This window comes from Undibacterium sp. Di27W (assembly GCF_049340345.1).
Lineage (GTDB): Bacteria > Pseudomonadota > Gammaproteobacteria > Burkholderiales > Burkholderiaceae_D > Undibacterium.
This window is the reverse complement of record NZ_JBMPOS010000002.1, coordinates 586,085-607,799: the sequence shown is the minus strand read 5'-3', so window position 1 is coordinate 607,799 and position 21,715 is coordinate 586,085. Positions and strand designations below refer to the sequence as shown.

Genomic DNA, 21,715 nt, shown 5'->3' with positions numbered 1-21,715 from the left:
GTCAAAGCTTGCGGAACAAGCGATCTTGCTTCGACAATGCCGTGAACTTGTCTGCGTAGGCAGAAAAGTCCAGACTTTCTTTACTACCCAGTGTCAGGAAACCTTTATGGCAAAGCGATTCATGAAACAAACCCAGTGCCCGGTTTTGCAGGCCCTTATTAAAATAAATCAGCACATTGCGGCAACAGACCAGATGCGTTTCTGAAAACACACTGTCGGTAGCCAGGCTATGGTCGGCAAAAGTAATGTTCTCTGTCAGGCTACGGTCAAACAGTGCCGTATCATAGGCAGCAGTATAGTAGTCAGACAGATTATGCTGGCCACCAGATTTTAGATAATTACTGGCATAGCCCGCTATTTTTTCCAGTGGATAAATACCCTTCTTGGCAGTTTCCAGTGACTGCGGATTGATATCCGTCGCATAAATCAGTGTGCGCTCCAGCAAACCTTCTTCACGCAGCATGATAGCCATGGAATACACCTCTTCACCTGTACTGCATCCGGCAATCCAGATTTTGAGAGAAGGGTAGGTTTTCAAGAACGGCAAAATCTGCTCACGCAATCCAAAAAAATAAGTCGGATCGCGGAACATCGATGAAACAGGTATCGTCAGGAATTGCAGCAATTGCGAAAACACTTTGGGATCATGCAAGACCTTTTCCTGCAATGCAGAGATAGTCGCACATCCCAGCTGGCGAATGGCGTGCGACACCCTGCGCCTTTGTGAAGACCCAGCGTAATCACGGAAGTCATAGCTGTACTTGAGATAGATAGCTTCCATCAACAAGCGCAGCTCTATGTCATTAATACTAATCTGCATGGCGCTCCAGGTGTGGCATCCAAATACGTAACAAGGCATACAAACGGTCAAGATCGATGGGCTTGGCCAGGTAATCCGTAGCACCAGCCTGCATGCATTGTTCCTGATCGTCCTTCATGGCTTTTGCCGTGATGGCGATGATAGGCAGTTTCTGGAAACGCGCATCCTGCCGTATGCGGCGGGTGGCTTCCAGCCCATCCATGCCCGGCATCATGACATCCATCAGGACCAGGTCTATGTCAGGCACTTCATCAAGTTTGGCAATGGCTTCAAAACCGTTACGGCCTATCTGTACATTCACGCCCTTTTGTTCCAGTGCGCTGGTCAGGGCAAAAATATTGCGCACATCATCATCTACCAGCAAGATCTTGCGGCCTTCAAAGATACGGTCACGGCTGCGTACCACTTTCAACATATTCTGTGCCTGCGATGGCAGTTGCGATTCCACCTTGTGCAGGAACAGCGTCACTTCATCAAGCAGACGTTCTGGAGAGCGCGCGCCTTTCAGGATGATGGAGCGTGAGTATTTCATCAGATCGGCTTCTTCTGCCTGTGTCAAATTCCTGCCAGTGTAGACAATCACAGGCGGGAAGGACGGGATATTTTCCAGCGTCATGCGTTGCAGTAATTCATGCCCCTGGATGTCAGGCAATTTGAGATCGATGATCATGCAATCGAATACTGTTGTGCGCAATAACTGCAAAGCCTGTTCGCCCAGTTCTACCGCCGTGATTTCCACATTCAGGTCACCCAGCAACTGGATCACGCTTTCCCTTTGCCGTTCATCATCTTCGACAACCAGGATGCGCTTGATTTCCTGGGTAAATTTCTCTTCCAGTTTTTGAAAGACATTTTTCAACTGCTCGCGTGTCACCGGTTTGTTGGCGTAACCTATCGCTCCCAGATGCATGGCGGCATCACTGCGCTCCATGCCGGATACCATGTGGATGGGGATATGCCTGGTCAGCGAATCTTCTTTCAACTTCTGCAAAACTGTCAGGCCAGAACGGTCAGGCAGGCGGATATCGAGCAGGATGGCATCTGGCAAAAATTGGCGCGTCAAATCCAGCCCCTCTTGCGCGCTTTGTGCAACCAGGCAGTTGAACTGCATTTCATGCGCCAGTTCATACAGGATACCTGCGAATGTCCGTTCGTCTTCGATAACCAGGATGGTGCGGTTATGGATAGACAAATTAGCCCTGTCGTCCGGGAATTCTACAGTCGCGACTGCAATGGCAGTTGTGGACTCAGATTTACTCTCCGCTGAAGAGGAGTACTGGATGGCGGGAAGCTGCAATGGAGCAGAAGCAGGCTGCGGCTCAGTTTGATTGTCTGTCGCTGCCGGAGTCTGCCATTGCTCTGGCAGCGACAGGGTAAATGTACTACCCTTGCCTATCGTGCTGCAAACCCGGATGCTGCCACCCAGCAATTTCGTCAAATCACGAGAAATCGACAAGCCCAGACCAGTGCCACCATAACGGCGGCTGATCGTGCCATCGGCCTGCTGGAATGCCTCAAATATTGTTTCATGCTGGTCCGCTGCTATGCCTATGCCAGAATCAGAAACAGCAAAACTGATCATGTGATTCTGATCAGCAGCAATACGCAAAGTCACGGTCCCGGTTTCGGTGAACTTGATGGCATTTGATAGCAGGTTCTTTAATATCTGATCTACCCGTGCAGGGTCAGAGACGATCAACTCTGGTGCACCAGCTTCGATTTCAACTGAGAATGTCAATTTTTTCTGATTTGCCAGAGGCTGGAAAGTCCTGCTTAATTCTTCTGCCATCCTGCGCAAGACTATCTGCTGCGGGCTCAGTTCCAGCTTGCCAGCCTCTACCTTGGAAATATCGAGAATGTCATTGATCAGATTCAGCAAGTCATTGCCAGCAGAATAAATAGTTTGGGCAAACTTGATCTGTTCATTATCAAGGTTACCCTTTTTATTATCCGACAATAGCTTGGCCAGTATCAAAGAGCTATTCAAAGGCGTGCGCAATTCATGCGACATATTCGCCAGGAATTCTGATTTGTATTTGCTCGCTCTTTGCAAATCCTGGGCATTTTTTTCCAGCTCGACTTGCGCGGTATTCAAGGCAGCATTTTTACGATCAAGTATCCCTGCCTGTTCTGTCAGTTGATCATTGATTTGCTCAAGTTCAGCTTTTTGATTTTCCAGATTGGCTTGCGATTCTTCCAGCACACGTGACTGTTCTTCCAGCTCTTCATTTGCGGTACGCAATTCTTCTTGCTGTACCTGCAGTTCTTCATTCAGTTGCTGGGTTTCTGCCAGCACGTCCTGCAATTGCTGCCGATACAGGGCCGCACCTATGGATGTGCCTATATTGTCTGCGATTAATTTGAGCAAATCGATATCACGTTCTTGCACACTTTCCATGAAACCCAGTTCAACTACGCCATTTACTTTCGCTTCATTCGAGAAAGGCAATAACACCAGCATTTTGGGCTTGCTACTGCCCAGGCCAGTAGCCACTTTGAGGTAGTTATCTGGTACATCATGCAAGCTCAACATGCGGTTCTCACTGGCTGCCTGCCCGACCAGGCTCTCCCCCAGACTGAATGAGCGCCCCAGATTTTCATCATTGCTAAAGCCATAAGATGCAACCCTGTGCAATACATTCGCGCCTTCGCGGACATAAAACGCAGCAACACTCACATTCAGATATTTTGCTAAAAACTCCAGCACCTTATCGCCTACAGCAGAAGCTGCCAGTTGCCCTATGACTTGCTCCGTCAGTTCAGTCTGGCCTGACTTCAGCCACGCCTGTTGCTGCAATACCAGCGCATGGTCAGCATGTTTTTTTAGGGCATTGCCATAGGAAGTCGAGAGCCCAAGCAAATCGCGTCTGCCCAGCATGGCCAGTAAAGCTGCCAGTATCAGTGAAACTGTCAGATAAATACCGATGATCATGGTCACCGTTTGTTTGGACGCATTATTGCGCTCCCATAACAAACTTCTCTCCATGGTGATGGCATCATCAAATTCATTGCGTATCTGTGCAAACAAGGCCTTGCCACGCCCCCCGCCTATGGCCGCCAGGTAGTCCTGCTTGTTGCGCTTCATGTCTATGATGCCGAGAGAATACTTTTCCCACTCTGCCTGCAGGCTTTGTATACGTTTGAAGCGGTCTACCTGTATAGGATTATCGGCGACCAGTTCTGTCAAGCTACGCAGACGGTTGGTCACCTGGGATTTATCGACATCATAGGTAGCCAAACCACTCTCATCACCAGTCACCAGGTAGCCACGCATGCCGCTTTGCATATTGACAGACAATTGCGACACCTCATTGATATTGGCAATGACCTGTACCGTATGTTCCACCCATTTCAGCACAGATAATAGATAGAAAATCATGCCGACAAAAATGGCAGCACTGACGACGCCTACAACCAGGGGAAGCGAAATATTACGAAAAAGAATGCGCTTGAAATCATCCTGTTCAGTATGAGCAGCGGCTGTCTTCATGCTTTTTCCTGAGTTTGAATGGAAAAGAAATTAGCTACATAGGGTGCAAAACAATGTCCTTGAATACTCATGTGTTTCCTGATTGATGCTGACGGCAGTGGGGATTTACCATTCCTGAATACGACACCGAAACAGGCACCCTATGTGTATCCAGGTGACTGTCGGGAATGATTGGGAATGTCAAATTTCTTTCAATTTTGATTATATAGTTGTTTTACAATCAGAATTCCATTCATCAGAGAGCAATGAGAAATTGCAGATTGTAATAAATCCATCAAAAATTTTATGTGCGATAGCTCGCATAGTGAATACGGCTGAATGTCTGTCGCCGTTTGCTTGCCATGTTGCAGGCAGTAAGTATGGTGATGGAAGATAGTCGGGAGCCAGGCAGCAAGGAATATAGCTTTGCTGAAATGGGCTGAGAGAACTTATAGCCCGATGCATACTGTAGAAATGGAATTCACACATATTTCTGCCATGAAATAGCCACACATGAAAGACGATAGCAGAAATTGTCGTCTTTTTTCTATTGATCAGATAAAATAGTCCTCCTTTTCATTTCACACTATCCAATAAAGTCGTGCGGGGTCATCCGCTGGATTTAACTGTGTGTAATTGACACGTGTTCGCTAAATTTTATTGATGAAGGACTTGCATGATAATCTGGGGCTCTGGTGGTGGTAGTGAAGATCTTGGTCAAATGGAACTTAAACACTGTTCCACCTGTGAAAAAGAGCGACCATTTAAACTTTTACTCAATTACAGGTATTCCCATCTGTATTACCTGAGATGGGTAACCGAAAAGAAATACCATATGGCCTGTGACATTTGTCGACGTGGCTGGGAACTCGACACCGCCAAGGTTGAGTCCAAACTGGAAAAAAATCCTATCCCTTTCATGACGCGCTACGGCTGGACTTTCCTGGTTGGCTTGATCTTGTTAGTGATATTGTCATCGAGCTTTCAAAAAAAATGATCCAGTAGCAGGAAAAGCAGGCTAGCGCTCTATCAGCTTGTTGGTCCGAATTTTTCTTTGTAACTGGATGATGCCGTAAATCAGGGCCTCGGCTGTTGGTGGGCAACCGGGGATGTAGACATCCACCGGCACGATACGATCACAGCCGCGCACCACTGAATATGAATAGTGATAGTAGCCACCACCATTCGCACACGACCCCATGGAGATGACATAGCGTGGTTCTGCCATCTGGTCATAGATGCGGCGCAAGGCAGGGGCCATTTTGTTGGTCAGCGTACCGGCAACGATCATCAGGTCGGCCTGCCTGGGACTGGCCCGCGGTATCATGCCGAATCTTTCCATGTCATAACGTGATGCAGCAGCCTGTATCATTTCCACGGCACAGCAGGCCAGGCCAAAAGTCAGATACCACAGGCTATTGGTTTGTATCAGCCTGCTCACATCATCCAGACGTGTCAGCAAAACATTGTCTTCTTTGAGTATTTCCAGTTCTTCCATCGTTGACTCCCTGTATTAGCGACAGGGGCAGTCTAGCCATGACAATTAATTCATACTTGTACCAGTGCGACGGATTTGTACTGACACGTCATGGCCAGCAAAAAAATCAGGCCAGCCGCGGATAAGTGAACAAGACAAAGTGACACAAATTAAAAGCTGCATGCGTCAGTATCACCCACTCCAGCCTGCGGGTGCGGTGATAGACGATGGCATATCCCAGCCCGGCAACTGTGGCCAGGGCTGCATACTGCGTCCCCCCTCCCAGGTGGGCCAGGCCAAACAAAACGGCAGATACGGCTATCGCCAGATAGCCTAAGACTGGCTTGTTGCCCAGGCGGTAGATGGCTTCCTGTATCAAGCCACGGAAAAAAGCTTCTTCTGCCACACAAGTTAAAAACAGATTGACTGCGAAGAAGAGCAGAGTCGCTTCCGGCAATTTGGGAAGGAAGTTAAAGAAATGCGTGAATAGTCCCAGGCCTATCAGAACTGCAATAGTGAGCAAAGCTGGTAGTGCGCTGCGTTTACCATCATCCAGAAATTGCCTGAAGCTAGCTGCGCGGGCACAAAACAGGCTCAGCAGCAAATAGCCGGCCATGCCCTTATCAAAGTTGGCATATAGAGTGAAGGGGATGGCATCATCACTAAACCTGACTTTGTCTAACAATAGAATATTGTGAAAACCTGGCGCTTTGTGCATAGCCAGCACCAGGGCCACCACCAGTGCCAGCACGCCTGTCAATATACGCAAGGCAAGTGGCAGTGTGTTCCTGATGCTTGCCCATAACAAAACTGCCAGCAACAGCAAAACCGCCATTGCCACAGGTGTGATGAGGCCACTGAGCAAAGCAGATATACCAGCAAGTACCGCCAGCAAATGGCTGGGTACCAGAAGCTTGAGTGGCCCGGACACAGTGATGTTGGGTAACCAGGCCGCCGCAATGGCTGCGTAAAGAAAAAGATAAGGCAGTATCTGCAGAAATTGCAGCTCAGGCGCAGTCGTCATGGGAAATCATCCTGTCAGGCTATAACTTGCCACACGCAAGCTCGCCAAGGATAAATAAATTTATAAAAATGTCAATATTTATCCCCGGCTTCAGACTGAGCAATTGCCTGACCGCGCAATGACAAATCACCCGCGCATGCTGAAACTTTTTCCACAAGCAATCGCCACCCTGTTCCAGGCATTCATGAGACCGATGACAAATGCCAGATCTACCAGTTCTTTCTCATTAAAGTGCTTAGGCAATTCTTGTTGCAAGGCCTCATCAACATGTTTGCCAGCGATGCCGGTCAGGGCTTCGCTCCAGGCCAGGGCTACCCTTTCTTTTTCACTGAAACAAGGGGCTTCGCGCCAGCACACCAGACTATTGAGGCGCTGGAAATTATCGCCATGCTCCAGCAAATCATGCGCATGCTTGTCTACGCAAAAGGCACAGCCATTGATTTGAGATACCCGCAAGAACACCAGGTCGATAAGGGATTTGCCAAGGCTGCTGGCATCCAGCACCGTGTTCACGCCAGCAAGGGCTTGATAAGCAGCAGGTGCCAGGCCAGGGAAATTGAGTTTGAGTGTCATGAGAATGCTCCAGTTTTTGAATGAGTCAGCGAAATTGCTTTCTTCATCTATAAGACGCTGGAGGAAATCGGTTTGTGACAGGTGATTGAAAAAAATCCTGCTACTCATTGCCTCCTCTGTAGGAGCGGCTTCAGCCGCGAACCCTCAACACTGGCAAGATGACCGACACGGCCTGCTGTTCGCGGCTAAAGCCGCTCCTACAAAAGCTTGATACTCATGCCCTGATAAGCCCGCAATTTATCTGGATTGCGTATGGTGTACAGATCAAGGATTTTTTCACCATCGCTGACGATGGAGATAGTTGCATCCAGCTTGCCGTCAATAAAGCGCAGCAAGCCAGGTTCGCCATTGATACTGACTTCAACAAACTGCATGCGTTGCGGATAAGTTCTGGCGACGACATGGTAGAGGCGGGCTATGCGTGCTGCGCCATGCAGGATGCGGTTGACAGAGGCAATCTTGCCGCCGCCATCGCCTATCATTTGCGCATCGTCGGCAAACAAGGCACTGAGTTCTTTTAAATTGCCGCTTTGTGCCGCCAGACTAAAACGCTGCAGCAATTGCCTGTGATGATCGCGGCTGACCGCAAAGCGCGGCTTTTCTTGCAGTACCCTTTCCTTTGCACGATGTACCAGTTGGCGGCAGGCTGCTGCGGTCTTGCCCAGCATGCCTGCGACTTCCGGGTAATCGACGTCGAATACCTGGTGTAAGAGAAAGGCGGCGCGTTCTTCTGCCGATAAGCGCTCCAGCATGGTCAAAAACGCCAGCGAGACATCGCTACTGAATTCCACCATCAGTTCTGGCGTCTGCTCATCGACTTCTATCATGGGTTCTGGCAACCAGGGGCCGGTATAGTTTTCGCGCTCGCGCTTGAGTACGCGTAGTCTGTCCACGCAAAGACGGCTGATGACAGTCACCAGCCAGGCCTGGGGTTCACGGATTTGCAGTAACTCTTCATCGCTGAGCGCATGCCAGCGCAGATAAGTGTTTTGCACCAGGTCTTCTGCTTCGGCGCGCGAAGCCAGCATGCGATAAGCAATGCCAAACAAGCGGGGTCTATGGTCAGTAAAGCTTTGCAGGCGATTCATCGTGGTGGTGTCCAGTGGACTGTAATAGTGAAAAGTGAAGTGAAGGACGTGTGCCCAGCGAACCAGGGCAAGGAACAAAACGCAGCGATAGTAAGCCTATCGCGAGTATTTGTGACGCAGCCATGGTCGGTGCGCACATGGCAGGCACTTCGTTTTTCACTGTTGCAGTCCACTAAGTTCATGATGATAAGACGAAACAGCCCGTCAATTTGTGACAGCAGGATAGAAAAAAACCGCAAATTTCTCAACTTGCGGTTTTTTTCAAACTCAATTCAATCAGAATCTGTGACGTAAGCCAGCAATCACGCTGGTCGCACGATCCGCTGTACTGATTTTGTCACTCATCAGCACTGCATAGACGTCGGTACGCTTGGACAGGTTGTAGTCATAGCCAGCAGACAGGGTATCGCGTTTGTATTCTGTGTTGGCGGTCAACGTGCCATTGCGTTTGGTATTCGCATAGGCCAGCAGGATATCGCCGCCGCCCGCCGGGATCTTGGCACCCAGGCTATAAATCTTGTCATCCATCTGCTTGCCAGCCGCATTGTCATTTTTGCTGGAGGTATAAGTGGCATACAACTTGGCGGCTGTCAGGTCATAGCTGGCACCGACAAAATAAGCGGTCTGGTTATTGATGGAGGCAAAATTCACAGGCGCGGATGTGGCATCAACGATTGCAGAACCACCAAGAGGATTTGATACCTGGACTTTTTGAAAGAAGGCGCTCAGGGCCAGCGGGCCATTGAAGTACAGGGCATTCAAGCCGATGTTGCGCGTGCCTGTATCACCGGCTTTTTCACCAAACTGATAATGCATATTGGCACTGAAACCATCGAAATTGGGTGTGCTGTAAATGATTTCATTACTCCAGCCCGAATCCCCAGCGGCTGAATTGGCCCAGGTGCGCGAAGCAAAGCCACCAGAAGGCACATACCAGTGCAGCACCAGAGGTGAAACATCAAAAGAATCACCAAAGGGATTGAAAATCACCACAGGCAAGAAGCTCGGTGCCAGGTCACGCCCCAGCGAAACGCGGCCAAAGCTGCCAGACAAGGCAACATTGGCATCGCGAGAAAACAGGGTATCGCCGCCAAAGCGACCAGACTCACCGGTATCAGGGCGCAGGAAAGCAGTCAGCGCAAATTCTGCCTTAAGGCCACCACCAAGATCTTCTACCCCTTTGAAACCAAACCAGGAGGTCGTCATGCCACCAGGCGTGATGGCCGCCGTGCTGGCCTTGTCACCACTCATTTTGACCGAGCCTACCGACAAATCCACCAGGCCTTGCACGGTGACACTGGATTGCGCCAGCGCAGTACCTGCGCACAAACAAGAAGCGACTGCAAAAACCATGAATTTCATCTGCATTTTCATCTTTTTTTTCCTTCTCTCAGGTTTAACAACGATTTTTTTCAGCGTGGTGGCAAATCAAACTTTGTCAGCTTAATCTTGGGCAGGCAGGGTTTGGATGCACCCAGCCTGATCAGCAGGCGCTGCATTTATTTAACTACATAGGGATGGACTTGTTTCCAGTGTTCTGCGATATCGATGCGGCGGCAGACCCAGACCTTGTCATGCGATTGCACATAATCCAGAAAGCGCTGGAACGCACGGAAGCGCCCGGGTCGCCCCAGCAAGCGGCAATGCATGCCTATGGACAGCATTTTTGGTGCATTGTCACCTTCTGGGTCACCTTCGGCATACAGCAGGTCGAAACTGTCTTTGAGGTAATCATAGAAATGCTCACCGGTATTAAACCCCTGCGGCGTGGCAAAGCGCATGTCATTGCTGTCGAGGGTATAGGGCACCACCAGATGAGGATGCTGCTGACCATCGCTGGTCGTGACTTGCGTCCAGAACGGCAGGTCATCACCATAATAATCAGCATCATAGGCAAAGCCACCATGCTCGACCACCAGCTTGCGGGTATTCGGTGAATCGCGCCCGGTGTACCAGCCCAGCGGCGCTTTGCCTGTCAGCTCGCGCATGATTTGCACGGCTTGCTGCATGTGTTCACGCTCTATGGCTTCATCCAGGCCTTGATAATGTATCCAGCGCAAGCCATGGCAGGCGATTTCATGACCCAGCTCGCCAAAAGCCTGGGTCAGCTCGGGATGGCGCTGCAAAGCCATGGCGACACCAAACACAGTCAGTGGTAACTGGCGCTTTTCAAATTCACGCAAGATGCGCCAGACCCCGGCACGGGAACCATACTCGTATATAGATTCCATCGACATATGGCGCGCTTCATAAGCTGCCGCGCCTACGATCTCGGATAAAAACTGCTCGGACGCACGGTCACCATGCAATACACAGTTTTCGCCACCTTCTTCATAATTCAGGACAAATTGCAGCGCTATCCTGGCCTGACCTGGCCATTGCGCATGTGGAACATGGCGGCCATAGCCTATAAGGTCGCGCGGGTAGTCACTAAATTGCTTGTTGGACTGAGTCATACTTTTTATTCTCCGGGTACATGCTGCTCAGGACATACAGGCCCTGGCTTTCATCGTTCTGCTTGAAGTAGATCGCGAATGCAAGTGACGTGCCACCTTTGCATTTGCGCTAAATCATTTTCCAAATTCGTCTACGATTGTCAGCATTTTTTCGACGATAGATATACTGTTTTTAGTATATGTTCTATTACGCATCAATTAAACAACATAGTCTTTTTCGCAACAAGTGAAGTTTGGTCAATAAATGCTGTGTAAGCACCCTGTAACAAAGGCAACCGTATCACCTTGGTAACGCCTGGCACGGCAAGCTTGTTACAATGCAGCCCATGCGCCTGCAATCCATAGACCAATTTCTCATCCAGCCTCCTCATCCTCAAAACCTGGCGGGTTTTCGTCGTTTTTTACTGGAATTCTGGTACTTCGGTATCAAGGAAGTGCGTGCGTGCCTGTTCGTCGGCCTGTTTTTTGCATCGATCCTGATCGTGCCCAAGGCTGGGTTGTTTGGTTTGCCGCGTTACGATGTGCTGTTTTTGATTGCCTTGCTGATACAGGCTGGCATGGTGTGGAGCAAGCTGGAAACCATGGATGAATTGAAGGCCGTAACCCTGTTCCACATGGTAGGTTTTGCGCTGGAAGTGTTCAAGGTATCGGGCCAGATACAAAGCTGGGCTTATCCTGAATTTGGGTATACCAAGTTATGGGGCGTGCCGCTGTTCAGCGGTTTCATGTATGCCAGCATAGGCAGTTACATCATCCAGGCATGGCGCCTGTTTGATTTGCGCATACGCCATCATCCGCCTTACTGGATGGCTGGACTGATAGGTATACTGATCTATCTGAATTTTTTCACTCACCACTATATTGGTGACTATCGCTGGTATCTGGCAGCCTGCGCTTTAGGTTTATATGCACGTTCATCCGTGATATTCCGCCCGCTGGACCGTGATCGCAGCATGCCGCTAATACTGTCTTTCGTGCTGATAGGTTTCTTTATCTGGCTGGCAGAAAATATGGGGACTTTCTTTGGTATCTGGCGCTACCCAAATCAACTGGGTGCCTGGTCTACCGTGCATCTGGGTAAATGGAGTTCCTGGTCTTTACTGGTCATCATGACCTTCACCATTATTGCCCATCTCAAGCATATCAAGCGGCATATCCATATCGCTGAATAAGTCATGGCGCTTTTTTTAAAGTTTCCAGGCAAAAAAATAGCCCGCTATTCGCGGGCTTAAATCCAAACCTTAGGAGGTGTTGGAGGAGACAGGTGTTACTTTAATGCGCTGCAACATATCTGTATGCTTTATTATGCAAATATCAGGTATACATATCATGAATATCTGATCGAGCATACAGACCACTCCGTTTAACTTCCTCTATCACAAGCAGGAAACTTAAATACCAGTAATGTTTTAATCATGATTAGAACAAATACTCAAATATGCATGTGAGCAAAATTCGCCAGTACCTCACTTATGTCGCATGCAGTTTTTTTGCATTGATGCTCAACAGCGCTCGCCTTATTTAAAGCCAGGTACGCCCTTCAAGACCAATAATTTCCCCAGACTAATGCAGCTGTGGACTATATGCTGCGCCCAGGCGCGGGTCACCAGATAATTACTGCCATTCATCTGCTCTTCTGTAGCGACTACACCGGTCTTTAAATCTATCCTGGCTTTATGATGCAACCAGGACAATCCTGGTTCATCAGATGGATGTTCAAAAAACTGCAGTAATAATATGGATTGGTCTTCTTTCCAGTAAGCATATAAGGCCATTTCGCCATTCTCCATTTTTACGTTAGCGATATGAATATGCTGCGACGCACTTTTGGGATGCCTGGCATAACGCATGACAAACTGCTGCAAAGCAGCCCGCATATCTTTGTTGATCTGTAAGTCATGCATAGTCGTCGGCACACTAGCCTCGCCTGAACCTGCAATCACACTTGCGTGAAAGCAAAGAGAAGTAAGCAGGCTCAACAGACAGGTACGGTAAATGGGTCTAGTTATCAAACGCATAAAGACGGGTAGCCAGGCAATAAGCAAAGCCAGATATTCACGCACACCAGCTTTTTTTACAAGCTGAGCGAAGTTTGGATTTAGGCAGGGCAGATCTGATATAAGCCTGGCCGAGACTGGCAAAAAAAAACCCGCAAAATTTGCGGGTTTAAATCCAAACCTTAGGAGGTGTTGGAGGAGACAGGTGTAACTATATCGCAGCGCAACAAATTCACCAAGATCTATTTTTGCATATCAATTATTCATAAATCACATATCAATTTCAATAAAATATTTCCTTATAGAAAAATAAATATCGAAATCACATTAACATTGTGAATGAAGGCAAAAAAAAACCCGCGACCTTGCGGTTGCGGGTTAAATCCAAACCTTAGGAGGTGTTGGAGGAGACAGGTGCTACTTTATCGCAGTGCAGCAAATAAATCTCCTTTATTTTTGGTATACCAGTTATTACCAAGACGCATATCTTTGCAACTCTCACTGACTTCTTTTCATATCTCCCCCTGCTGTTTTCGCATACAGCAGGTTTCGCTTCCCACGCATCCCCTACATGCGCAGCAGGGCGTATCTGTTTACAATGACAAGATTGAAATTTTTCTTTCATGAAAGATTTTTCCGCCACTCAGGAAACCTGCCCCTATGTCATCGAGATCGTTTCGTGTTTCAAGTTTGTGGTTTCAGAAAATCTGCAAACCATTTTTTTACAGTGGCCTGGCGCTGACTGTATACGGTCTTGCATCTCCTGCTTGCGCGCATGAGCTGGCTGTCAAAAATCTTGGTTTTGAAGAATGGCCAGCAGATCAGACTCTACCCACGGGCTGGAAAGTAATAGCGACTGCGCATACCGTCAGCGCTGATTGCCAAATCGCCAAAGAAGGCAAATGCTCAGTCAGGCTTGAAAGTCAGGCACAAACATCAAAAGACAGCACGACGGCGCTGGCGCAAACCCTGATCGCCAGTACGATATACGGCCATCCGCTGATCTTGTCTGGATGGATTAAAACCCAGGATGTCAAAGGCCAGGCTGAAATTTTTCTCCAGGTTGATAGCAAAGCAAAGAGTGCAGTAGCAGAGTCCTCACTCAATAAACTGGCACCTAGAGCTAACCAGGACTGGCAGCGTTTTAGTATCAGAGTGCCGGTTGCAGCCAATGCCACCGTTGTACATATTGGTATCGGCCTTAAAGGTAAAGGTACGGCCTGGTTCGATGGCATGACACTGGAAGTAGATGAAAGCACTAAAGTAGCCGACCTGCCAGAAGTGAAACGACCAGTGCGACCACAAAAAAATATGCAACTTGATGATGACCAGAGCATGGCTTTAGCTGCCAAGCTGATACCGCACATCAACACTGAGTGGCAAGCTGGTATACGGCAAGACGTGCATGGCCTGCGTTCGCTGTTCAGTGAAGATTTCAGTGACCTGCAATTTCTGAAACCGCTATTAAAAGGCAAACGGCTCGTGCAACTTGGTGAAAGTGGCCACGGCATTGCTGAATTCAACTGGATGAAAGTGCGGCTGGTCAAGTTCCTGCATCAGGAAATGGGCTTTGATGTCATCGCCATGGAAGCATCAATGACGACCTCGGATGCAATGAATCAAAATGTCGCTCAGATTTCAGCGGGCGAGGCCATGACCAGCAGCCAGTTCGCCACCATAGGCACGCTGGAAACCCTGGACTTGTTTGAGTATGTCAAACAAAGCCAGGCAGGCAAGCATGGCTTGATACTGGCGGGCTTTGATAATCAAAACTCTGGCTGGAAATCCAGCATCGCTATTACTGCCAGATTCAAATCCTTGCTGAGTCTGATAGATACTGATCTGGCAGGACAAATTGATGGCATGGAAAAAGAACTGGAAAATCTAAGCAATAACAAAAAAATGAGTATGTCAGCAGAAGAGTTGGCGAAGCGTTATAAGACCGTGGCTGACAAACTCGATAGTGAGCGTGCAAAACTCCTGGCCCATGATACAAGCAAGCAAGCCGAAGTCTTGATGAGCATACAGGAAGCCAGGGCCAGGGTGAAACTCTGCCAGCAACTGGTGACTCCAGGAATGAATAAAACAGGTATGGAAATCCGTGATCTGGCGATGGCAGATAATCTCAATTTCCTGCTTGATACTATCTATCCACAAAAGAAAATCATGGTTTGGGCACACAATACCCACATCGCCAATGCCTGGGTAGATCAAGAGAGCCCTAAAACCATGGGTGTCTGGATGGCAGAGAAACGCCGTAAAGAAATGTACACCATAGGTTTATATATGGGGCGAGGCACCCTGGGTAGCTATGGCAAAGATGTCTATTCAGACATCGATGCGCCACCCGCAGGCAGCATGGAAAGTATACTGGCCAATGGCGGTCTCAAAATGAGCTTTGTCGATTTTTCACAGGCAAAGCCCAGTGCAGCAAATAGCTGGATGTTTGCCCCCATCAATGCCCGGTTCTGGGGCAGGAACCCGGAAGTCATCGTCCCCGCAAAAGCCTATGATGCTGTAATCTATATCGATACTGTCACGCCTTCAGAGTATTGGAAATGAGATTGAACATGAGATTAAAAACGAGGTCTCAGGCAGAGCAATCACCACCGCCTGAACCATAATCCGCAGAACCAGCCGCGCTACCGCCATCAAAATAAAAGTAGTCACTATCACCACTTTGTGGACGGGATTCACGTCTGGCCAACTGTTTTTTAAGCTCAGCCGTCAATTCCTCTTCCTGACGCTCGCGCTTCTGGATGGCGAGCAATTCCGGCTTGGGCATGACCAAGGTATCAGGCAGCGCGATGCCACATTTTTCACACTTGGGATAACGCCGGTTAAAAATACCAAAACCACATTCTGGACAAACAGCGGGCTTTTGTAGTGACATGAATAAACCCCGTATAAAGATAGACCACACTAATTTTTACTGCTGCTAAGACGACGCAGCAGCCGCTCCAGCGGCCCTTGCCGGAACTTGAGCCGCCATAAGTGAGAGCATATTAGCGCAATAAAAAAGAAGCTGCTCGCGGCAGCGACCGCCATGCCCAAAGTCTGGCCTTCCAGATAACCCAATTCTTCCAGCGCGACCATGCCTATCAGCACATGGGCCAGATAAATACTCAAGGCCAGTTGCCCGGTATGCACCAGGGCACGCAAGCTCAGAGTATCCGCAAATTTTTCAGCGAGGTAAATGCTCAGGATAATGACTATACAGGCACTGCCAGTGGCAGAAATCATATACACGGGCAAGGGTGGCATGGGATCTGTTTTGCTGAACAGATAGCGCAGACTGGCAGTCAACTCCCAATTGCCGAGAAAATAAAACAAGGCCCAGGCCAATACTTGGGCAAGAATCATCGCTGTCGCGCCAGCCAGCAGAACCCGCTGCCGTACAACAGGAACATGCATATCCAGACGCCCTATCACCATCCCCACCAGCAAGTAGCCAGCCCAGGGAAAGAAAGGGTGGAAACCATTAAAAAACAGATTCAACAAAAACCCGGGAGCAGTCCAGAAATTTGAATAATGCAGCAAATCCCAATTCCAGTTCTGGCTATAGTTAAAGCTGAAAAACAGGGCCGTGAAAATCAGGCAAAAAGCTGCCGCCAACATCAATAACAGGCGGGATGAGACTGTCAGCAAGGCCGCTGCCAATGCGATATACAGCCCATAATAATGCAGGATATCGGCAGGCCATATCCAGATATACAGCAAGCCAAAGCCAAACAAAAAAGCAGCGCGTTTCAACAAGCTTATTCTATGCTGATGCAGAGCGACCGCATCCCTTGCCAGCCTGGCGGTACTCGTCATGAGGCTGATACCAACCCCAGCCAGTATGACAAACAATGCCGAGGCACGGCCATCGAGATGGGCGAAGATGCTGATCCACCACGGTTCTTGCCCTTCTTTTGCAGCTTGCGCATGCATGACGACTTTGAAATTCACGATGATCATGCCGAGGATGGCAAGAGCACGCGCCAGATCGTAACCCAGGATTCTTTGCTGCTTCACTTGCATTCCATTCACTGCTTAAAGAGTAGCAAGATAACTATCAAGTATTTAAATGGCAAGCTGAAAAGTGCAAAGGAGCAACTTCTTTGAAGACTGGCTGCTCTGCAACACACCTGGGCATCGCATGCGGGCAGCGTGGATGAAAATGGCAGCCGGTCGGCGGATTAAGCGGGGAAGGAATTTCACCCTTGATGGCGATGTACTCCATCTTGCGCACTTCCAGCCTGGGAGCAGATGCCAGCAAGGCTTGCGTATAGGGATGGTTAGGCCGTTCAAAAATTTCTGTAGTCGCAGCAGATTCCACCACGCGGCCCAGGTACATGATGAGTACGCGGTCAGATACATGCCTGACCACACCAAGGTCATGGCTGATGAACAGGTAAGTCAGCTTCAGTTCATCACGCAGTTTGATAAACAGGTTCAAAACTTGTGCCTGTATCGACACATCCAGCGCCGCGACTGCCTCATCGCACACCAGCAGTTCTGGCTTGACGGCCAGTGCCCTGGCGATGCCGACACGGGCTCGCTGGCCGCCAGAAAACTGGTGCGGGAAACGTTTCAGCACAGCCGGGTCCAGCCCTACTTTTTGCAGCAGGTGTTCTACATATTCCTGCTGCTCTGCGGCCTTGATGATGCCATGCACAACCGGTGCTTCGCCGACGATGTCTTGCACACGCAGGCGCGGGTTCAGTGAGGCATACGGGTCCTGGAATATCATTTGTACGGCCAGTTGCATTTGCCTGCGTTTGGCATTATCCATGTCTGCCAGGTTTTCACCACGCCACCAGCGAGTACCATCCGACAAACTGTGCAGACCCACGGCCATGCGCCCTAGTGTAGATTTGCCGCAGCCTGATTCACCGACCAGGCCGACGACTTCACCTGCTTGCAGGTTCACATCGACTTGATCAACGGCGTGGACGATTTGCTGTTTGCTATCAGCACCAAATAGCTGCGTCAGCTTGTCAGTCAGTGCCACAGGTTTGGCAAAACGCTTGCTGACCTGACGCAATTCCAGCAAGGCTGGCAGGTGAATATCAGTCATGCCTCACCTCTGCCACTGCCTGCATGGGATGGAAACACAATACGCTGTGGCCTTGCAGATTTTCTGCCATCGGGTCTTGTTCACAAACAGAGGTCGCACGTTCACAGCGCAGGCGGAATGCGCAACCTCGCGGCAAGTTCAACAAGGACGGTGTAGTCCCCGGTATCTGGCGCAGGCTTTGCCCATGCAGATTGCGTGATGGTGATGAAGCGATCAGGCCATGAGTGTAGGGATGCCAGGCCTGTTCCAGTACTTGTTGCACGCTGCCGCTCTCGACTATCTTGCCGGCATACATGACGGCAACAGTATCAGCCAGGCCAGCCACCACGGACAGGTCATGGGTAATCCAGATCAGTGCTGTGCCAGATTCGCGGCAAAGCTTTTGCATTTCATACAGGATCTGGCCTTGTATGGTCACGTCGAGTGCGGTAGTAGGTTCATCGCAGATAATCAGCTCAGGCTCATTCAGGAGAGCAATGGCGATCGCCACCCTTTGTCGCATGCCGCCAGAAAACTGGTGCGGATAAGCCAGCAGTCTTTCATCTGGCGAGGATATGCCAACCTTGACCAGGGCGGTGCGTGCCATGTCGCGTGCTTTTTCACGGCTGACCTGCTGATGAGCAAAGATGGTTTCCATCATTTGCGTAGCTATGCGCAAGACCGGGTTCAAGGTCATCATCGGGTCCTGGAATATCATGGCGATACGGTTGCCGCGAATTTGCCGCATGGCTTCTGCCGACAGGCTGCGCAAGTCCTGGCCCTTGAACAAGACCTTGCCTGCCGTGACTTTGCCGGGAGGATCGATCAGGCCCATGATGGAGTAAGCCGTCATGGATTTGCCAGAACCGGATTCACCCACCAGGCCCATGATTTGACCTGGCTGCACGCTGAAACTGACATTATTCACCGCGCGCACAGTACCGGCGCGGCTGGCAAATTCAGTCTGCAGGTTTTGTACTTCCAGAGTCGCAATCGTCATGATATCTGTTCCACCTATTCTGCCTATTGCGTCTGCAAGCGCGGGTTAAGCACATCGCGCAAATGGTCAGCCACCAGGTTGATGGACACCACCGTCAGCAACAAGGCCAGGCCGGGGTAAAAACTGATCCAGTACTTACCGGACAACAGGTATTGATAGCCATTGGCGATCAGCAAACCCAGTGAGGGTTCAGTCACTGGCAGACCCAGTCCCAAAAATGACAGGGTCGCTTCCAGCGAAATCGCCGATGCCACCTGCAAGGCTGCGATGACGATCAACGGCGGCAGACAGTTGGGCAGCAAGTGACGCCAGATTATGCGTGCCGGTGACAAGCCCAGGCCGACTGCCGCTTCTATATATTCCTTTTGTCTTTCCACCAGCGCCGCACTACGGGCCGTGCGCGCATAGTAAGCCCATTGCACCAGCACCAGTGCGATGATGATCTTGCCCACGCCCTGCCCTGTCAGCGCCAGCAAGATCATGGCGATCAGGATGGCGGGGAAAGATAACTGTATGTCGGCAATACGCATGATGATGGCTTCGGCGCGACCACCCAGATAACCAGCGAGTAACCCCAGACTGAGGCCGATTGCCAACGCAATCACAGTGCTGGAAAAACCGACGATGAGGGAGATACGCAAGCCATAGAAGATGGCCGACAACATGTCGCGGCCCTGCTCATCAGTGCCTAGCAAAAAACTGTGCTTGCCATCGGCAGACAGTTTGCCGGGTTCCAGACGTGAATCCATGACATCCAGCGCCATCAGATCGTAAGGATTTTGTGGCGAGATCAAGGGTGCAAATATCGCCAGCAAGATCAGTAGCAATAAAATCACGCTGCCCAGGCTGGCGATGCGGCTGGCAAAGAAGTCGCGCAAGAAACGCTGCAGGGGCGTTTCAATTTTTGTAGTGATCGTTTCAGTCATCGCGGTCATAAAAATCAGCCCCGGCTTTCTGACAAACGTACGCGCGGGTCCAGCAATGAATACACCACATCCACCACCAGGTTGATGAGAATAAACAGGCTGACGATCAACAGCAAATAGGCAACGATGACCGGCCTGTCCAGCACCCGTATCGAATCGATGATGAGCTTGCCCATGCCCGGCCAGGCAAACACCGATTCAGTGACAATCGCAAAGGCGATGATGGAACCAAATTGCAAGGCAATTACAGTGACGATAGGGATAAGGATATTCTTGAGTACATGCACGCCGATGATACGGCTATTGCGCAAACCCTTGGCACGGGCAAAACGCACATAGTCTTGCAGCAGGGCTTCTTGCGCACCTGAACGTGTCAGGCGTATCACCATGGCGATATTGAAAAGTGCCAGGTTCAACGCAGGCAAGAGCAAATGCTTGAGGCCATCGGTACTCAAGAAACTCACAGGTATGCCCAGTAAGAGTGTAGTCTCACCACGCCCGCTGGAAGGCAACCAGCCGAGTTGCACGGCAAACACCATGATCAGCATCAGCCCTACCCAGAAAGTAGGCAGGGAGAAGCCCAGTATCGATACCGCCATGATGCTTTTTGCAGCAATGCTGTCAGGCCGCAATCCAGCCAGCAAACCCAGCGGTATGCCCAGAGCTATCGCAATCAAGATGGCAAATACCGCCAGTTCCAGCGTAGCTGGCATGCGTTCCAGAATCAAGCCCAGTGCCGGTGTCGCATACGCAAAGGAGCGCCCCATGTCACCAGCCAGGGCATTTTTGAGGAATAGCCAGTATTGCTGCGGCAGGCTCTGGTCCAGGCCAAAGGCAGCGATGATACGCAGGCGCTCCGCCTGATCTGCCTCAGGGCTAATCAGGATATCGATGGGATTGCCTATTGCATACACGCCAGCAAATACCAGCAGTGACATGAGCAGCAAAACTGCCAGGCTTTGCAGCAGGCGGCGCAAGATGAACCCTGGCATGTATCAGGCCTGCCTTGAGATTATCTGCAGATACAGGGAATCCGCCTGGGCTGGCCCGCGGCTGGTTTTCCAACATGAAAGTTTCATGAGTATCTTCATTGCGTGCTTTTACATGGGTTTGTTGAAGTTTCAGCGAATTTTACAGGCTTTGCCACGGACTCGTGCAGGCTGTTGGTCTGCTACACTAGCTCATCAGCGGACTGTGTCTGCAAATCACCTGGCTTATCTGAACTTTCATGTCCGTCATCAAGCGTATTGCCCTGCATGCTTTCCTGATATCAGTCGTGCTGATACTGCCACCTTTGGTTTACGACACTCTCAGTCATACTAGGCTGGGCTCTGTACCAGGGATGCTGATGCTCGGTGGGCTCAGTTACCCGGCGTATTTTTCCTACCTGGTAACAGGTTTGCAGAGCGCACGTGCACGCTTTATCTGGCTGCACCTGATCGCCTTGCTGACTATCTCTTTCTTTATCCTTGAGGCTAGTGGTCGCTCCACGCCACTGACCGTGGCCTTGTTACCAGCCATACTGGGCTTGATCACATTGCCCATGGCGGCTATTGCCAAACAGCGCCAACAACAAGCACTGGCGACTACCTGTCTCTTCAGCAGTCTGGTTTCAGGGTTCATAGGCCTGGTTCTCAGTCTGCTGATCATCTATAGCATGGGCATGAGTGCCATGTCTGGCATGCGCTGGTAAGCTAAGCTGGGCCAGGCATTTAGTCAAAGCAGTTTTTGTAGTATGTATATACGATCCTGGCACAGGCTGACTACTACCAGTTTGCCCGGAATCTGGTATCTTTCTCTATACTGAAGAAACAAGTCGTCAGCTGGCATTCAGGTCTTGAGCT

The 21,715-nt window shown here is 49.9% G+C and carries 19 protein-coding genes; 4 read left to right on the top strand and 15 right to left on the bottom strand.

Going from position 1 to position 21,715, the window contains the following annotated elements; genetic code table 11:
- Position 1 precedes the first annotated feature (1 nt).
- Positions 2–820 (bottom strand): CheR family methyltransferase, encoded by an 819-nt coding sequence (locus ACO0LF_RS07375; RefSeq protein WP_423013377.1) that lies wholly within the window; start codon positions 818–820, stop codon positions 2–4.
- Positions 810–4,310: a response regulator gene (locus ACO0LF_RS07370; protein ID WP_423013375.1), complete on the bottom strand. Its 3,501-nt coding sequence runs from the start codon at positions 4,308–4,310 to the stop codon at positions 810–812. The genes ACO0LF_RS07375 and ACO0LF_RS07370 overlap by 11 nt, the downstream gene beginning before the upstream one ends.
- 655 nt (positions 4,311–4,965) lie before the next feature.
- On the opposite strand from ACO0LF_RS07370, the gene ACO0LF_RS07365 reads away from it, so the two are divergent.
- Positions 4,966–5,286 carry a hypothetical protein gene (locus ACO0LF_RS07365; protein WP_423013373.1) on the top strand — a complete coding sequence of 107 codons (321 nt, stop codon included), beginning with the start codon at positions 4,966–4,968 and terminating at the stop codon, positions 5,284–5,286.
- A gap of 21 nt (positions 5,287–5,307) precedes the next feature.
- On the opposite strand, the gene ACO0LF_RS07360 is transcribed toward ACO0LF_RS07365, so the two are convergent.
- The 6 genes from ACO0LF_RS07360 to puuE form a co-directional block, all read right to left on the bottom strand.
- Positions 5,308–5,787, bottom strand: coding sequence for a NuoB/complex I 20 kDa subunit family protein (locus tag ACO0LF_RS07360; protein ID WP_423013371.1), 480 nt, complete (start codon positions 5,785–5,787; stop codon positions 5,308–5,310).
- Positions 5,788–5,893: 106 nt separating this feature from the next.
- Positions 5,894–6,790: a lysostaphin resistance A-like protein gene (locus ACO0LF_RS07355; RefSeq protein WP_423013369.1), complete on the bottom strand. Its 897-nt coding sequence runs from the start codon at positions 6,788–6,790 to the stop codon at positions 5,894–5,896.
- Between the two features lie 126 nt (positions 6,791–6,916).
- Positions 6,917–7,363 (bottom strand): carboxymuconolactone decarboxylase family protein, encoded by a 447-nt coding sequence (locus ACO0LF_RS07350; RefSeq protein WP_423013367.1) that lies wholly within the window; start codon positions 7,361–7,363, stop codon positions 6,917–6,919.
- A 197-nt stretch (positions 7,364–7,560) separates the two neighbouring features.
- Positions 7,561–8,451: an RNA polymerase sigma factor SigJ gene (gene sigJ / locus ACO0LF_RS07345; protein ID WP_423013365.1), complete on the bottom strand. Its 891-nt coding sequence runs from the start codon at positions 8,449–8,451 to the stop codon at positions 7,561–7,563.
- 276 nt (positions 8,452–8,727) lie between these two features.
- Positions 8,728–9,819 (bottom strand): porin, encoded by a 1,092-nt coding sequence (locus ACO0LF_RS07340; RefSeq protein WP_423013488.1) that lies wholly within the window; start codon positions 9,817–9,819, stop codon positions 8,728–8,730.
- Positions 9,820–9,950: 131 nt separating this feature from the next.
- A complete protein-coding gene (gene puuE, locus ACO0LF_RS07335) occupies positions 9,951–10,907 on the bottom strand; it encodes an allantoinase PuuE (RefSeq protein WP_423013363.1) in 957 nt (318 codons plus the stop codon).
- A 326-nt stretch (positions 10,908–11,233) separates the two neighbouring features.
- Here puuE and ACO0LF_RS07330 point away from each other — a divergent pair, with 326 nt between their 5' ends.
- Entirely contained in the window at positions 11,234–12,079 is an 846-nt protein-coding gene (locus ACO0LF_RS07330; RefSeq protein ID WP_423013361.1) for a DUF817 domain-containing protein, read from the top strand.
- A 345-nt stretch (positions 12,080–12,424) separates the two neighbouring features.
- Here the strand turns inward: ACO0LF_RS07330 and ACO0LF_RS07325 are convergent, their stop codons facing one another.
- Positions 12,425–12,811 carry a hypothetical protein gene (locus ACO0LF_RS07325; protein WP_423013359.1) on the bottom strand — a complete coding sequence of 129 codons (387 nt, stop codon included), beginning with the start codon at positions 12,809–12,811 and terminating at the stop codon, positions 12,425–12,427.
- Positions 12,812–13,564: 753 nt separating this feature from the next.
- Here ACO0LF_RS07325 and ACO0LF_RS07320 point away from each other — a divergent pair.
- On the top strand, positions 13,565–15,466 hold the full coding sequence (locus ACO0LF_RS07320) for an erythromycin esterase family protein (protein ID WP_423013357.1): 1,902 nt from the start codon (positions 13,565–13,567) through the stop codon (positions 15,464–15,466).
- Between the two features lie 28 nt (positions 15,467–15,494).
- Here ACO0LF_RS07320 and ACO0LF_RS07315 read toward each other — a convergent pair whose 3' ends face one another.
- Genes ACO0LF_RS07315 through ACO0LF_RS07290 form a run of 6 tightly spaced genes read right to left on the bottom strand, consistent with a single transcriptional unit; the run spans position 15,495 to position 20,863 of the window.
- The gene (locus ACO0LF_RS07315; protein ID WP_423013355.1) at positions 15,495–15,797 is read right to left on the bottom strand and encodes a hypothetical protein; all 303 of its coding nucleotides are present in this window, start codon (positions 15,795–15,797) and stop codon (positions 15,495–15,497) included.
- 29 nt (positions 15,798–15,826) lie between these two features.
- Complete coding sequence (locus ACO0LF_RS07310; protein ID WP_423013353.1) at positions 15,827–16,921, bottom strand: DUF418 domain-containing protein; 1,095 nt, start codon at positions 16,919–16,921, stop codon at positions 15,827–15,829.
- A gap of 40 nt (positions 16,922–16,961) precedes the next feature.
- Positions 16,962–17,966 carry an ABC transporter ATP-binding protein gene (locus ACO0LF_RS07305; RefSeq protein WP_423013351.1) on the bottom strand — a complete coding sequence of 335 codons (1,005 nt, stop codon included), beginning with the start codon at positions 17,964–17,966 and terminating at the stop codon, positions 16,962–16,964.
- Positions 17,959–18,945, bottom strand: coding sequence for an ABC transporter ATP-binding protein (locus ACO0LF_RS07300; RefSeq protein ID WP_423013349.1), 987 nt, complete (start codon positions 18,943–18,945; stop codon positions 17,959–17,961). The genes ACO0LF_RS07305 and ACO0LF_RS07300 overlap by 8 nt, the downstream gene beginning before the upstream one ends.
- A gap of 23 nt (positions 18,946–18,968) precedes the next feature.
- A complete protein-coding gene (locus ACO0LF_RS07295) occupies positions 18,969–19,880 on the bottom strand; it encodes an ABC transporter permease (RefSeq protein WP_423013347.1) in 912 nt (303 codons plus the stop codon).
- Between the two features lie 5 nt (positions 19,881–19,885).
- Complete coding sequence (locus tag ACO0LF_RS07290) at positions 19,886–20,863, bottom strand: ABC transporter permease (protein WP_423013345.1); 978 nt, start codon at positions 20,861–20,863, stop codon at positions 19,886–19,888.
- A 236-nt stretch (positions 20,864–21,099) separates the two neighbouring features.
- On the opposite strand from ACO0LF_RS07290, the gene ACO0LF_RS07285 reads away from it, so the two are divergent.
- Positions 21,100–21,564, top strand: a complete 465-nt coding sequence (locus ACO0LF_RS07285) for a hypothetical protein (protein WP_423013343.1) — start codon at positions 21,100–21,102, stop codon at positions 21,562–21,564.
- Positions 21,565–21,715 lie beyond the last annotated feature (151 nt).